The organism is Streptomyces sp. NPDC012769, assembly GCF_042901205.1.
Lineage (GTDB): Bacteria > Actinomycetota > Actinomycetes > Streptomycetales > Streptomycetaceae > Streptomyces.
In genome coordinates this window covers 120,349-133,940 of the sequence record NZ_JBIBCP010000005.1, presented here as the reverse complement: position 1 = coordinate 133,940, position 13,592 = coordinate 120,349, and the positions used below count along the sequence as shown (strand labels likewise).

Sequence of the window (13,592 nt, the reverse complement as noted above, 5' to 3'; positions counted from 1 at the left end):
CCGTAGGGGAATGATCGAGGGGTGAACGGCGGCCTGCGCGGCGGTGCTTCGGGACTGACGCGCAGGCCGCCCGCGTCTGCGTACGTGCGCCGCCGGCGTCTGCGCGCCGCCTGCATACGTGTGACGCCTGACTTCGTGTGGTGCATGGGTTCGTGCGCGGCCTGACTTCGTGTGGTGCATGGGTTCGTGCGCGGCCTGGGTTCGTGTGGCACCCGTGCAGCTCTTGCGCATCGACCTTGACAGGGCTCCCGAATCTGACGGACAGTCAGAAACCTTGACCCGGAGTCCCGACGGGAGGCGTCGCCGTGCACCTCGCCCCGACCGAACGGCAACTGCGGCTGCGCGCCGAGCTCCGCGCGTACTTCCGTGCGCTGATGCCCGACGGACCGCCGCCCGCCGCCGACACCACCGCCCAGCGCGCGCTGCTGCGCCGGATCGGCGGCGACGGCATGCTGGGGATCGGCTGGCCCGAGGCGTACGGCGGCCAGGGCCGCGGCCCCGACGAACAGTTCGTCTTCTTCGACGAGGCCTACCGGGCCGGCGCACCCGTCTCCATGGTCACCCTCAACACCGTCGGCCCGACCCTGATGAGGTACGGCACCGACGAGCAGAAGGCCTCCTTCCTGCCCCGCATCCTTCGTGGCGAGGCCGTCTTCGCCATCGGCTACAGCGAGCCCGAGGCCGGTACGGACCTCGCCTCCCTCCGCACCCGGGCGGTGCGCGACGGCGACTCCTGGGTCGTCGACGGCCAGAAGATCTTCACCTCCAACGCGCAGAACGCCGACTGGATCTGGCTCGCCTGCCGCACCGATCCCGACGCGCCCCCGCACCGGGGCATCTCCATCGTCCTCGTCCCCACCGACGCACCCGGCTTCTCCTGGACCCCGATCGAGACCGTCGGCGGGCTCACCACCACCGCGACCTACTACGACGGGATCCGCGTCCCCGCCGGGAACCTGGTCGGGGAGGAGAACGGCGGCTGGGGTCTCATCACCAACCAGCTCAACCACGAGCGGGTCGCGCTCGCCGCGATCGGGATGCAGGCCGAGGACTTCTACGCGTCGGCGCTCCGCCACGCCTGTACACCCGATCCGGTGACGGGGAGGCGTCGCATTGACGAGCCGTGGATTCGGATTCGGGCCGCCGAGGCACATGCCCGGCTGGCGGCAACGCGCCTGCTCAACTGGCGTTTGGTGGGGGATGTGGAAGCGGGCGGTCCGGCCCCCGGCGACGCGAGCGGGGTGAAGTTCGCGGGAACCGAATCGGCGGTCGAGGTGTACCGAATGTGTCAGGAGATCGCGGGCGGGGCCGGACTGGTCCGAGCGGGGTCGCCGGGAGCGTTCGACGGCGGCGAGCTCGAGCGGATGAACCGGGCCGCCCAGATCAACACCTTCGGGGGAGGGGTGAGCGAGGTGCAGCGCGAGATCGTCGCGACGATGCGGCTCGGCATGAAGGGGAGGAGGCGCCGATGAGCACGACGGAGCAGCAGCGGGGGGACCGGCCGGAGCGGGACCGGCCCGTGCAGGACCGGCCGGAGCAGGAGCGGCAGGCGCCGGGGCTATCCGGTCGGCAGGGACCGGCCGAGGAGCCGGACGCCTTCTACGAGCGGCTGAAGGGGTACGAGGGGCAGGCCGCCGCCACCGCCGGCGCGGGCAAGGACCTCGTCAACGAGCCCATGATCCGGCACTGGTGCGAGGCGATGGGCGACACCAATCCGGCCTACCGGGGGCCGGAGGCGATCGCGCCGCCGACCATGCTCCAGGCATGGACGATGGGCGGCCTGTCCGGTCACACGGACCGCTCGGGGGCGTACGAGGAGCTGTCCGCCCTCCTCGACGGCGCCGGGTATACCTCGGTCGTCGCCACCGACTGCGAGCAGGAGTATCTGCGGCCTCTGCGCCCGGGGGACGCGATCACCTTCGACGCCGTCATCGAGTCCGTGTCTCCGCGCAAGACCACCAGGCTCGGCACGGGCCACTTCGTCACCACGCGCATGGACGTCCGGGCCGGAGGGGCGCTCGCCGGCAGGCATCGCTTCCGCATCCTCAAGTACGCGCCGGCCGCCCGCCCCGCCGAGCCGGACCCGCTTGCCCAACCCGGCAAAGCCGCCCCACTCGCCCAGCCCGCCCCGCCCGCCCAGCCTGCAAAGCCCAGGCGGCCGCGGCCCGTCGTCAACCGCGACAACGCCGGCTTCTGGGAGGGCGTGGCGGAGCACCGGCTGCTGATCCAGCGCTGCGGCGGCTGCGAGACGCTCCGTTTCCCCTGGTTGCCCGGGTGCAACGCCTGCGGGGCCCGACAGTGGGACACCGTCGAGGCGAGCGGCGAGGGGACCGTCTACTCGTACGTGGTGATGCACCACCCGCCCTTCCCCGCCTTCGACCCTCCCTACGCGGTGGGGCTGATCGAACTGGCCGAGGGCGTGCGGATGGTCAGCAACGTCGTGGGCGTGCCGTACGACAAGGTGCGGATCGGGATGCCGGTCCGGCTGGAGTTCCTCCGGGTGGACGACGAGCTGGAGCTCCCCGTCTTCCGGGCGGGAGGCGAGCACTGACATGGACTTCACGCCCACCGAGGAGCAACAGGCCGCCCGCGAGCTGGCGGCCCGGATCTTCGGCGACCTCGCCACGCACGAGCGGCTCGCCGCCGCCGGCACGGGGACGGACGCCGAGCTGTGGAAGGCCCTGTGCGGGGCGGGGCTGCTGGAGGCCGTCGAGGAGACCGGACTGCTCGGCCTCGTCCTGCTGGCGGAGGAGCAGGGGCGCACGACGGCGCAGGTCCCGTTCACGGCGAGCGGGGTGTACGGGCTGCTGGCCGTCGCCCGGCACGGTACGGAGGAGCAGCGCGCCCGGCTGCTGCCGGGGCTCCGGGACGGTACGACGGTGGTGACGGGTGCCTTCCCTGCCGCTGAGGGCGCGGGCGCGGTACGGGCGGAGGCCGACGCCCGGGAGCGGAGCGGGGACGAGGCGGTGCCGGGCTCGAGGGGGCGGGCCACCGAGGCGCGGGGGCGGCTGACCGGTGGCGTCGGATGGGTGCCCTGGCTGGGGGATGCCACTCATGTCCTCGTGCCGGACGAGGAGCGGACCCTGTGGCTGGTGCGCAGGGAGGACCTGGGGCCGGTCGACGCCGTGGAGCTCACGGCGCCGTGGTCGGCGGGGCGGCTCGTCCTCGACGGGACACCGGCGGAGCCCCTCGGCGGCCCAGGGCCCGAGGCGTACGAGGACGTGCTCGCCACCGCCCGGGTCGCCTTCGCCGGCCTCCAGGCGGGAGTCTGCGCCGGCTCGCTGGCCAGAGCGGTCGCGTACACCTCGGAGCGCGAGCAGTTCGGCCGCCCCCTGTCCTCGAACCAGGCGGTCCAGCTGCGGGCCGCCGACGCGTACATGGACACGGAGTCCATCCGGGTCACCGCCTACGAGGCCGCCTGGCGGCACGACCAGGGGCTTCCCGCCGCCGAGCACGCCCTGACGGCGGCCTGGTGGGCCTCCGAGGCGGGCAAGCGGGTGGTCCACGCCGGCCAGCACCTGCACGGCGGCCTGGGCGCCGACCTCGACCATCCCGTCCACCGGCACTTCCTCTGGGGGCGGCAGCTCGACGCCTATCTGGGCTGCGGCACCGAACTCCTCGCCGAACTGGGCGACCTGCTCGCGAAAGGACGGCCCGCATGAAGCCAGGGGACCAGCTGGCACCGCTCACGATCCCGATCACCCGCACGCTGATCGTCGCCGGGGCCGTCGCCTCCCGCGACTACCAGGACGTGCACCACGACGCCGAGCTGGCCCGGGAGAAGGGCTCCCCGGACATCTTCATGAACATCCTCACCACCAACGGTCTGGTGGGCCGGTACATCACCGATCACTTCGGCCCGAGCGCCGTCCTCCGCAAGGTCGCCATCCGGCTCGGCGCGCCCAACTACCCGGGCGACACGATGACGTTGACCGGCACGGTCACGGGGGTCGACGGAGCCCTCGCCCGGGTGCGGATCGTGGGGGCCAACGGTCTGGGCCGCCACGTCACGGGCACCGTCACCGTGGAGCTGCCGGGGCCCGGGCCCCTGGACCTGTCCGGGCCCGAGTCCCCGGACCTGCCCGGGCTCGGGACAGCAGACCCCGGGTCCGAGCTCCTGGGCCTGTCGGGGGAGGGCGGCGAGCGATGAGCGTACGCAGCCGGGACGCGCTCGGTGGCCGGGCGGCGATCGTCGGGATCGGCGCCACCGAGTTCTCCAAGGACTCGGGCCGCAGCGAGCTCACCCTCGCCGTGGAGGCCGTGCAGGCGGCGCTCGACGACGCCGGGCTGGTGCCCGGCGATGTCGACGGGCTGGTCACCTTCACCATGGACACCAGCCCCGAGATCACCGTCGCCCAGGCCGCCGGCATCGGCGAGCTGTCCTTCTTCTCCCGCGTCCACTACGGCGGCGGCGCCGCCTGCGCCACCGTCCAGCAGGCCGCCCTCGCCGTCGCCGCCGGGGTCGCCGAAGTCGTCGTCTGCTACCGGGCGTTCAACGAGCGCTCCGGCCGCCGCTTCGGCTCCGGCGTGCAGCACCGGGAGCCGTCCGCGGAGGGTGCGGCGCTCGGCTGGCAGCTGCCCTTCGGGCTGCTCACCCCCGCCTCCTGGGTCGCCATGATCGCCCAGCGCTATCTCCACACCTACGGGCTCACCCCGGAGGCCTTCGGTCATGTCGCCGTCACCGACCGCCGCCACGCGGCCACCAACCCCGCCGCGTACTTCCACGGCAAGCCGATCACCCTCACCGACCATGCCGCCTCCCGCTGGATCGCCGAGCCGCTGCGGCTGCTCGACTGCTGCCAGGAGACCGACGGCGGACAGGCGATCGTCGTCACCTCCACCGAACGCGCCCGCGATCTGCGCCGTCCGCCCGCGGTGATCGTGGCCGCGGCGCAGGGCGCCGGACGCAACCAGGAGGCGATGACCAGTTTCTACCGGGACGGGTTGACCGGGCTGCCGGAGATGGGGGTGGTGGCCCGTCAGCTGTGGCGGAGCTCGGGTCTCGCGCCGGGGGACATCGACGTGGGCATCCTCTACGACCACTTCACGCCCTTCGTGCTGATGCAGCTGGAGGAGTTCGGCTTCTGCGGGCCGGGCGAGGCGGCCGACTTCGTGGCGGCGGACGCGCTGCCCCTGAACACCCACGGAGGCCAGTTGGGCGAGGCGTATCTGCACGGGATGAACGGGATCGCGGAGGCGGTCCGGCAGCTGCGCGGCACGTCCGTGAACCAGATACCCGGGGCGGCCCGGACACTGGTCACGGCGGGCACCGGGGTTCCCACGTCCGGGTTGATCCTGGGCACGGACGGCTGAGGCCAGAGCCCCAGCGGTGGCCGCGCGGGACGGGTGGCCCTTCACTCGCGCCATGGAGAACATCCCGCCGTCCCGCCCGAGCGCCCCGCGCCGCACCGGCCCCGGACCCTCGCGTGGCGTCCCTCCCGGCGCCCCTCCCTCCGGGGCCGGTTCCCGGGGCCGCCCGCCCGCCCGGGCCCGTACGTCCCTCCGCGCCCGCGCCCACGCCCGTACGCGCGTCTCGGCCCGGGCCGCCCTCGCCGGCGCCGTGGCCGTCCTGGCGGCGGTCGCCGCCCTCCTCACGGCCGCGGTGGAGGAGGCGCCGCCCCTGGGGCCCCGGACGCAGAAGGCGCCCCAGCCCCAGAAGGCGAGCGAGACCGGGGCGGAGACCGAGCCCTTGCCGGGGAGCCGGAAGGCCCAGGGCTCGGGCGCCCAGGCCTCGTCCGCACAGGGCTCGGGCGCCCAGGCCTCGGGCGCTCCGGCCTCGTCCGCACAGGCTCGGGGCGTCGCCGGGCCCGGAAGCGAGCCCCGGGTGGGCGCGGTGCCGCGGTACTTCGCCGGGCGGGCCTTCGACACGTGCGAGGCCCCGTCCCTCGCCGTGATGAACGCCTGGCGCTCCTCGCCGTACCGGGCCGTCGGGGTGTACTTCGGGGGCCGTGGCCGAGGTTGCCCGAGGCAGGAGCACCTGACCCCCGGCTGGGTCGCCTCGGTGCACGCCCAGGGCTGGGAGATGCTGCCGCTGTTCGTCGGCTCGCAGGCTCCGTGTGTGATCGCCGAGGCCAAGCGGCGGTACGCCATCGGCGCCAGCCCCTGGCTCCAGGGCACCCAGGAGGCGGGGGACGCGGTGCGGGCGGCTCGCGCCCTCGGGTTCGACGCGGCCAGTCCGCTCTACCTGGACATCGAGGCGTACCGGACCGATGACGCCCGCTGCGTGGAGACCACCGTCCGCTTCGTCCGCGCGTGGAACCGGGAGGTCCGCCGCCTCGGTTACGTCCCCGGCTTCTACAGCAGCGCGGACACCGGCGTCCGGCAGCTGGAGCGGGAGCGGCGGGCGGGGACGAAGGACCTGCCGTCGGTGATCTGGTTCGCGCGCTGGCAGGGCGGGCCCGCGCTCGACACCGAGAGCGTGCTGCATCCGGCGGCGTGGCAGCCGCGCGCCCGGATCCACCAGTACGCGGGCAATGTCACCGAGACGTACGGCGGCCGGCGCATGCTGATCGACCGCAACGTCGTCGACGCCCCCGTCGCCCGCGTTCGCGTCGCCACCCGCGCCCTCCCGCGTCGCTGACCCCGCACCCGCACCCGCACCCGCATCCCGCACCCGCATCCCGCACCCCCGCACCTCGTGCCCTCCCCGGCCGGTGAAGGGCTGCGGGACCCTGACGTCGGTGCGGCGCGGCTCCACCTACAGGAGGTCCGGCGGGCCCCACCCCTACAACCTGAGAGGGACTGCGGTTCGGGACCTGGGGCCGATCCCGGGGCCGCCGCCCGCTCATAGCGTGGAGCCATGACTCCGCCGCCCCTCGGCCCGGTCTGCACCGGCGCCTCGACCGCCGTCGGCCGCCCGGCCGCCGGCCGCCCCGCGACCGGTCCCACCGCCGGCCTTGCGACCCGTCCCGCGACCCGTCCTGCGGCCCGCCCCGCTCACCGCGCCGCGCCGCACGCCGCGTACCCGTCGTTCACCTCGTACGTGCGGGCCCGCGGCCCCGTCCTCCTGCGCACCGCTCGCTCGCTCACCGCGAACCCGTCGGACGCCGAGGACCTGCTCCAGACGGCGCTCGCGAAGACCTTCGTCGCCTGGGAGCGCATCGAGGACCACCGCGCCCTGGACGGTTACGTGCGCCGGGCGCTGCTCAACACCCGGACGTCGCAGTGGCGCAAGCGCAAGGTCGACGAGTTCGCCTGCGACGAGCTGCCGGAGCCCGCAGGGGTGCCGGAGCCGGACCCGGCGGAGCGTCAGGTGCTGCACGACGCGATGTGGCGTGCGGTGATGAGGCTTCCGGACCGCCAGCGGGCGATGGTCGTCCTCAGGTACTACGAGGACCTGAGCGAGGCGCAGACCGCCGAGGTGCTCGGCGTCTCCGTGGGAACGGTGAAGAGCGCCGTCTCCCGGGCCCTGGGCAAGCTCCGCGAGGACCCGGAGCTCTCCCCCGTACGGTAGGAGCCCTCGTCCTCGCGGGTTACCCACAGTTACGCCAGTGATCACTGGCAATTTCCGTACTCCCGGGTAGTGACATACCGCGCGGTACGTGCGCAGAATCGGGGCCACCCTACTGTCGCGTAGCGCCCATCGGGAGGACGCCCCGTGCTGAGCACCATGCAGGACGTACCGCTGACCGTCACCCGCATCCTCGAGCACGGGATGCGGATCCACGGGAAGTCCACGATCACCACCTGGACCGGGGAGGCCGAGCCGCAGCGCCGCACCTTCGCGGAGACCGGTGCCCGCGCCGGACAGCTGGCCAACGCCCTGCGCGACGAACTCGGAGTCACCGCCGACGAGCGGGTCGCCACCCTCATGTGGAACAACGCCGAGCACGTCGAGGCGTACTTCGCGATCCCCGCCATGGGCGCGGTCATCCACACCCTCAACCTCCGGCTTCCGGCCGAGCAGCTGGTCTGGATCGTCAACCACGCCGCCGACCGCGTGGTCATCGTCAACGGCTCCCTCCTCCCGCTCCTCGCCCCGCTGCTGCCGCACCTCCCGACCGTCGAGCACGTCGTCGTGACCGGCCCCGGCGACCGCTCCGTACTCGACGGCGCGGCCCCGCGCGTCCACGACTACGAGGACCTGATCGCCGGCCGCCCCACCACGTACGACTGGCCGGAGCTGGACGAGCGCACCGCCGCCGCCATGTGCTACACCTCCGGCACCACCGGCGACCCCAAGGGCGTCGTCTACTCGCACCGCTCCATCTACCTGCACTCCATGCAGGTCAACATGGCCGAGTCGATGGGTCTCACCGACAAGGACACGACCCTGGTCGTCGTGCCGCAGTTCCACGTGCTCGCCTGGGGGTTGCCGCACGCCACCTACATGACCGGCATCAACATGCTCATGCCGGATCGTTTCCTCCAGCCGGCCCCGCTCGCCGAGATGATCGAGCGCGAGAAGCCGACCCATGCCGCCGCCGTCCCCACCATCTGGCAGGGCCTGCTCGCCGAGGTCACCGCCCGCCCCCGCGACCTGACCTCCATGGCCCAGGTCACCATCGGCGGCGCCGCCTGTCCGCCCTCCCTCATGGAGGCGTACGACAAGCTGGGCGTCCGCCTCTGCCACGCCTGGGGCATGACCGAGACCTCCCCGCTCGGCACCATGGCCCACCCGCCGGCCGGTCTGAGCGCCGAGGAGCAGTGGCCCTACCGCGTCACCCAGGGCCGCTTCCCGGCCGGCGTCGAGGCCCGGCTGGTCGGTCCCGGCGGCGAGATCCTGCCCTGGGACGGCGAGTCCGCGGGCGAGCTCGAGGTCCGCGGCAACTGGATAGCCGGTGCCTACTACGGCGGCGCCGAGGGCGAGGCCTTCCGCCCCGAGGACAAGTTCAGCGCGGACGGCTGGCTCAAGACCGGCGACGTCGGCGTCATCAGCACCGACGGCTACCTCACCCTCACCGACCGCGCCAAGGACGTCATCAAGTCCGGCGGCGAGTGGATCTCCTCCGTCGAGCTCGAGAACGCGCTCATGGGCCACCCGGCCGTCGCCGAGGCCGCCGTCGTCGCCGTCCCCGACGAGAAGTGGGGCGAGCGCCCGCTCGCGACCGTCGTCCTCAAGGAGGGCACGAGCGCGGACTACGAGGAGCTGCGCGCCTTCCTCGCCTCCGAGGGCGGCATCGCCAAGTGGCAGCTCCCGGAGCGCTGGGCGATCGTGCCGGCCGTCCCGAAGACCAGCGTCGGGAAGTTCGACAAGAAGGTGATCCGCAGGCAGTACGCGGACGGCGAGCTGGACGTGACGCAGCTGTAGCGACGAGCGGTCGTACGCGTACGGGGAGGGCTGGAGAGCCCTCCCCGTACCCATGCGTACCCGTGCGTGCCCGCGGCTTTCCGCGCGCCGTTCCGTCTGCCCGTCTGCTCCGTCTGCTCCGACGGTTCCGACGGTTCCGTCTGTCCGTCTAGTTGGTGCCGATCTTCGCGAGCAGGTCGACGATCCGGGCCTGCACCTCGGCGCTGGTCGACCGCTCGGCGAGGAAGAGCACCGTCTCCCCCGAGGAGAGCATGGGGAGTTCGGCCTCGTCGAGGTCGGCGGAGGTGTAGACGACGAGCGGGGTGCGGTTCAACTGGCCGTTGGCCCGCAGCCAGTCGATGATCCCGGCCCGGCGGCGGCGCACCTGCATCAGGTCCATCACCACCAGGTTCGGCCGCATCTGCGCGGCCAGCGTGACCGCCTCCGTGTCGGTCGCCGCCCGCGCCACCTGCATCCCGCGCCGCTCCAGCGTCGCCGCGAGCGCCTGCGCGATCTCCTCGCTCTCCTCGATCAGCAGGACGCGGGACGGGTGCTGCTCGCTGTCCCGCGGTGCCAGCGCCTTGAGCAGGACGGCGGGATCGGCGCCGTACGCCGCCTCCCTCGTCGCCTGCCCGAGCCCGGCCGCGAGCAGCACCGGCACCTCGGCGGCGACGGCCGCCTGGCGCAGCGACTGCAGCGCGGTACGGGTGATGGGCCCGGTCAGCGGGTCGACGAAGAGCGCGGCCGGGAAGGCGGCGATCTGCGCGTCGACCTCCTCGCGGGAGTGCACGATCACCGGGCGGTAGCCACGGTCGCTCAGCGCCTGCTGCGTGGCCACGTCCGGGGCGGGCCAGACGAGCAGCCGGCGCGGGTTGTCCAGCGGCTCCGGGGGCAGTTCGTCGTCGACGGGCTGCGGCAGCGGCTGGTTCGACACCTCTACGGCGCCACCGGGGCCGTCCAGCGGCTCCGGCCCCTCCGCCGAACCCTCGGCGGGCGCCCCTATGGCGTAGGCACGGCCCTCGGGCGCGGGCGCCGGGGTGAGCTTGGGCGCGGCCGCCGATGCCGGACCGGACGCCGGTGCGGGAGTGCTCGGGGACTCCGCCGGACGGCTCTCCTCCGCGGGGTTGCCGAGCTTGCGCCGTCGGCCGGAGGGAGTGGCGGGCGGCGGCGTCGGTGTCGCGGGCTGCGCCCCGGGCTGGGTGCCGGGCGGGGCCGTCTGGGGTCCCTGAACCGACGGCCTGCCCGACGGCTGCGGCGACGGCTGGACCGACGGCTGGCCGGTCGGCCGGACGAAGGGCACGCCCTGGCCGAGCGTACGGACGCTGAAGGCACGTCCCTGCGTGGAGTCCTTCGGCGCGGGAGCGTTCGCCGGACCGGCCGACGGGATCTCCGGCGGCAGCGGTACGGAGCCGGTGCCGGTCCCGCTGGTGGTGGCGGCGGGCGGGGACGCGGGCATGGGCCGCGCGGGCATCGGGTGCGCCGGCGGCGGCGCGTGCTCGTCCTCGGGCGACCCGCTCCGTACGGCCTCGTGGTCCGGGCCGGTGGGGTGGGCGGGGTCGCGGTCGGCGTCGGCCGGCGGAAGCGCGAACGGCGTCCGCGGTCCGGCCTCGGCCGCGGCGGCCCGCTCCTGCGCGGCGGCCAGGGCACGCCGACGGCGCCCGGTGGGCTGCGGCGCGGGCGGCTCCGGCGACGCGACGGCCGGCAGCGCGAGCGCCGCCGCGGGGGCGGCGTCGACCGGCACGCCCTGCGGCGGAACGGTGTCCCCGAGCGCCGGCCGGCCCTGCGCGCTCTCGGCGGCGGTCACGACGGAACCTTCGGCGGGCCGCCCACGGCGCCGCCCGGTACCGGAGGACGCGGGCCCGCGCATGTTCTGGGCGGGGATCAGATCGGCCGGGGTGTGAGGGGTCCCGGGAGTGCCGGCGGTCCCAGGAGCGCCAGGCGCCCCGGGAGCGACCGGGGCTCCTGGAGCGACCGGCGTCCCGGGCGTCCCCGGCACCCCCGGTGTGCCCGGCGTCCCTACGGCCCCCTCAGTCCCATGAGTCCCCTGGGCGACACGGGCCCCCGGCACACCCCCCTGCTCGGGTGCACCCGGCACCCCCGCAGTACCGGGCGTCACCGGCGCTCCTGGCGCACCCGGCATCCCGGCAGCACCCGGCACCCCCGGAGCCTGCACAGCCCCGGCCGCACCCGGCACCCCATCAGTCCCCGGCACTCCACCAGTCCCCGGCGCTCCACCAGCCCCGGGCATCCCTGCCGCCCCAGCCGTCCCCGCCGCGCCCGCCGTATCGGCGCCGGCCGAGTCGTCCGTGCGGCCGCGACGGCGGCCGGTCGGCTCGGGCAGGGGGCCGCCCTCGGGGGAGAGCGGGCTGTCCAGGAACGCGTCCGTGGAGGCGCGGCGGGCGCGCCGCCGGCCACCGCCGCCGGTCGCGTTGTCTCCGTCGACCGGGCTGCTGCCACCACCGTCGGAGGCAGCAGCGGCCAGGGCGGCGCCGCCCCCACTGCCGCCGTCAGCCGCGGGGGAGGGCGAGGCCTGGGCCGGAAGCGCGGGCCGTACGGGACGGGCGGCCGCGCCCTCGGCCGGTTCGGGCCGCTGCGGCTGGGCCGGCGGGGCGACGGTCCCGCGTCCGGCGCCGAGCGGAACCTCCACCACGTAGGCACTGCCGGTCATGCCCGGCACCTCGTGCGTCTGCACGACGCCGCCGTGCGCGGCGACGATCCCGCGCACGATCGGCTGGTGGACGGGGTCGCCGCCCGCGTACGGGCCGCGGACCTCGATCCGTACGACATCGCCGCGCTGGGCGGCCGCGACGACGATCGTCGTGTCGCCCGCCCCGCCCACGCCGCCGGCCTGCGCGGCCCTGCTGCTCTTGCCGGTCGCGTCGACGCCGGCGACGTCCGCCACCAGGTGTGCGAGGGCGGTGGTGAGCCGTGCGGCGTCGACCTCGGCCTCGATCGGCGGCGCGTGCACGGCGAACTGGGCGCGCCCGGGCCCGATCAGCTCCACGGCCCCGTCGATGCCGGCCGTCACGATCCTGTCGAGGAGCACCGTGCCCTTGTCGAGCGACTCCGTGCCCGCGTCGAGCCGCTGGTAGCCGAGGACGTTGTCGACGAGGGTGGTCATCCGGGCGTAGCCGGCGGCCAGGTGGTGCAGCAGCTGGTTGGCCTCGGGCCACAGCTGCCCGGCGTCGTCGGCGGCGAGGCTGGCGAGTTCGCTGCGCAGCTCCTCCAGGGGCCCGCGCAGCGACTCGCCGAGGACGGCCGTCAGCTGCTCGTGCCGGGCGGCGAGCGCCGCGTACCGCTCCTTCTCCTCCGCCAGCTCCGCCGCCCGCTGCTCCAGCTCCGTGGCGTGCCGCTCGGCCAGGTCGGCGAGCTCGGCGGTGTGCCGTTCGGCCTGGTCGGCGAGCTCGGCGGCGTGTCGCTCGGCGAGCTGGGCGTACGGCCTGCGGTCGGCGAAGGTCATGACGGCACCGACGAGCTGGTCCCCGTCCCGTACCGGCGCGGTGGTCAGGTCGACGGGCACCGGGTCGCCGTTCTTCGCCCACAGCACCTGTCCGCGGACGCGGTGCTTGCGGCCCGACTTGAGGGTGTCGGCGAGCGCCGACTCCTCGTACGGGAAGGGCTCGCCGTCGGCGCGCTTGGGGAGGATCAGGGGGTGCAGTTCGGCGCCGCCGAGCTCGGTGGCGCGGTAGCCGAGGATCTGCGCGAAGGCGGGGTTCACGAGGACGACCCGGCCGTCGGTGTCGGTGCCGACGACGCCCTCGGACGCGGCGCGCAGGATCATCTCGGTCTGGCGCTGGGAGCGGGCGAGCTCCGCCTCGGTGTCGAGGGTGCCGGTGAGGTCCCGTACGACCAGCATGAGCAGCTCGTCGCCGGTGTAGCCGCTGTACGAGTCGTAGGCCTCGCGCCCGTCCTCCAGGCTGGCGCTGGTCACCTCGACCGGGAACTCGCTGCCGTCGGTGCGGCGGGCCATCATCCGGGTCGGCCGGGTGCGGCCCCGGTCGTCGGCGCCCTCGGGGCGCCGCATCGAACCGGGGATCAGGCGCGAGTCGAAGTCCGGCAGCAGGTCGAGCAGGCCCCGGCCGACGAGCGCGGTGCCGGGGGTCTCGAACATGCCGAGGGCGATGGTGTTGGCGTTGACGACGGTGCCGTTGCAGTTGACGAGCACCAGACCGTCGGGGAGCGCGTCGAGTATGGCTGCGAGGCGAGCAGCGCCTCGGGATGGCCTGCTGCTCACGAGACGCTTCCTCCCTGAAACCACTGCATGTGCCTGCAGCCCTTGCCTAGTGGCCGGCCGGCCCCATCTTGCCCCTCGGCCCGCGGCCTGTCACGGAGGGAGTCTAAGGGAGGGCGGGGCTCCGCCTCT

At 74.6% G+C, this 13,592-nt stretch carries 9 protein-coding genes; 8 read left to right on the top strand and 1 reads right to left on the bottom strand.

Features of this window, described 5'->3' with window-relative positions:
• The first annotated feature begins 305 nt into the window (after positions 1–305).
• The 8 genes from ACFY7C_RS25795 to ACFY7C_RS25760 all read left to right on the top strand — a co-directional run bounded on the left by ACFY7C_RS25795 (position 306) and on the right by ACFY7C_RS25760 (position 9,250).
• The gene (locus ACFY7C_RS25795; RefSeq protein WP_389654718.1) at positions 306–1,472 is read left to right on the top strand and encodes an acyl-CoA dehydrogenase family protein; all 1,167 of its coding nucleotides are present in this window, start codon (positions 306–308) and stop codon (positions 1,470–1,472) included.
• Positions 1,469–2,551 carry a bifunctional MaoC family dehydratase N-terminal/OB-fold nucleic acid binding domain-containing protein gene (locus tag ACFY7C_RS25790; RefSeq protein ID WP_389654716.1) on the top strand — a complete coding sequence of 361 codons (1,083 nt, stop codon included), beginning with the start codon at positions 1,469–1,471 and terminating at the stop codon, positions 2,549–2,551. The genes ACFY7C_RS25795 and ACFY7C_RS25790 overlap by 4 nt, the downstream gene beginning before the upstream one ends.
• A gap of 1 nt (position 2,552) precedes the next feature.
• On the top strand, positions 2,553–3,662 hold the full coding sequence (locus ACFY7C_RS25785) for an acyl-CoA dehydrogenase family protein (RefSeq protein WP_389654714.1): 1,110 nt from the start codon (positions 2,553–2,555) through the stop codon (positions 3,660–3,662).
• The gene (locus tag ACFY7C_RS25780) at positions 3,659–4,150 is read left to right on the top strand and encodes a MaoC family dehydratase (RefSeq protein WP_389654712.1); all 492 of its coding nucleotides are present in this window, start codon (positions 3,659–3,661) and stop codon (positions 4,148–4,150) included. Before ACFY7C_RS25785 ends, ACFY7C_RS25780 begins: the two co-directional genes overlap by 4 nt.
• On the top strand, positions 4,147–5,313 hold the full coding sequence (locus ACFY7C_RS25775) for a lipid-transfer protein (protein ID WP_389654710.1): 1,167 nt from the start codon (positions 4,147–4,149) through the stop codon (positions 5,311–5,313). The genes ACFY7C_RS25780 and ACFY7C_RS25775 overlap by 4 nt, the downstream gene beginning before the upstream one ends.
• Before the next feature lie 52 nt (positions 5,314–5,365).
• Entirely contained in the window at positions 5,366–6,580 is a 1,215-nt protein-coding gene (locus ACFY7C_RS25770; protein ID WP_389654708.1) for a glycoside hydrolase domain-containing protein, read from the top strand.
• A gap of 219 nt (positions 6,581–6,799) precedes the next feature.
• On the top strand, positions 6,800–7,453 hold the full coding sequence (locus ACFY7C_RS25765) for a SigE family RNA polymerase sigma factor (protein WP_389654706.1): 654 nt from the start codon (positions 6,800–6,802) through the stop codon (positions 7,451–7,453).
• Between the two features lie 144 nt (positions 7,454–7,597).
• The gene (locus tag ACFY7C_RS25760; protein ID WP_389654704.1) at positions 7,598–9,250 is read left to right on the top strand and encodes a long-chain fatty acid--CoA ligase; all 1,653 of its coding nucleotides are present in this window, start codon (positions 7,598–7,600) and stop codon (positions 9,248–9,250) included.
• 148 nt (positions 9,251–9,398) lie between these two features.
• Here the strand turns inward: ACFY7C_RS25760 and ACFY7C_RS25755 are convergent, their stop codons facing one another.
• Complete coding sequence (locus ACFY7C_RS25755; protein WP_389654702.1) at positions 9,399–13,463, bottom strand: PAS domain-containing protein; 4,065 nt, start codon at positions 13,461–13,463, stop codon at positions 9,399–9,401.
• Between the last annotated feature and the right edge of the window lie 129 nt (positions 13,464–13,592).